The organism is Rhizobium leguminosarum bv. viciae USDA 2370 (assembly GCF_002008365.1).
Taxonomy (GTDB): Bacteria; Pseudomonadota; Alphaproteobacteria; order Rhizobiales; family Rhizobiaceae; genus Rhizobium; species Rhizobium leguminosarum.
Genome location: NZ_MRDL01000068.1, coordinates 1 through 1,019 on the forward strand (window position 1 = coordinate 1; position 1,019 = coordinate 1,019).

A 1,019-nucleotide genomic window follows, 5' to 3' on the forward strand; every position below is an offset into this window, starting at 1 on the left:
TGTCTTGATCGTCTGTATTGATCGATGACGACGGCGAGGACGATGATGGCTCCCTTGATGATCTCCTGGTAATAGGATCCGATCTTGAGGAAGGTGAAACCGGATGTGATGACGCCGAGGATGATGGTTCCGATCAGCGTTCCTGTGATGCGGCCCGAACCGCCGGCCAGCGATGTTCCGCCGATGACAGCTGCGGCGATGGCATCGAGTTCGTATGCGGTGCCCATGGTTGGCTGGGCGGAGGCTGCGCGGGCTGCGGTGACGACGCCGGCCAGTCCGGAGAGCACGCCTGCGACGACGTAGACCTTGATGAGATGGGATCCGATGTCGATGCCGGAGACCCTTGCGGCCTGTGGGTTGGATCCGATGGCGTAGGTATATTTGCCATAGCGGGTGTAGCCGAGCGCAATGTGCGAGACCACCGCGACGCCGAGGAAGATCAGCACCGGCAGGGGGACCGGAAAGCCGAGGATGAGATAGCTCTTTCCAAGCCATGTGAACTGCGGCGTTAGAAGGCCGATCGGCTGGCCCAACGTATACCACTTGGCCGCGCCTCTGGCACAGACCATCATGCCGAGCGTGGCGATGAAGGGCGGAATGCCGGTCTTGGCGATCAGGAAACCGCTGATCCATCCGGTGATCAGGCCGACCAGCAGGCCTGCCATGATCGGCCAGAGCGGGAAGAGATCGGTGAGGGCAGGATAGAGCGCGCGCACGTCCGCCGAGCCCTGCGCCAGCGAGGCGGCAACCATTGCCGAAAGGCCGACCACCGATCCCGACGCCAGGTCGATGCCGCCAGTGATGATCACATGCGTCACGCCGACGGCCAGAATGCCGGTCACCGAGACCTGAAGGATGATGATCGACAGGCGCTGGTCGTTGCCGAGAAACGACGTGCCCACGAAAATCCAACCAAGCACCTCGAAGATCAGCGCGATGCCGATGAGCACGAAAGCCATCGACATCTCGCTCTTGAACTTCCGCTTAACTGCGCGCTTGTCTGCCAAGCCTGCGGCGTC

The 1,019-nt window shown here is 61.7% G+C and carries 1 protein-coding gene; it reads right to left on the bottom strand.

The annotated features are described in order from the left end of the window. Positions 1 to 1,007 (bottom strand): ABC transporter permease (locus tag BS629_RS37880; RefSeq protein WP_245315127.1); only part of this gene is annotated, 1,007 nt, incomplete at its 3' end. Between the last annotated feature and the right edge of the window lie 12 nt (positions 1,008 to 1,019).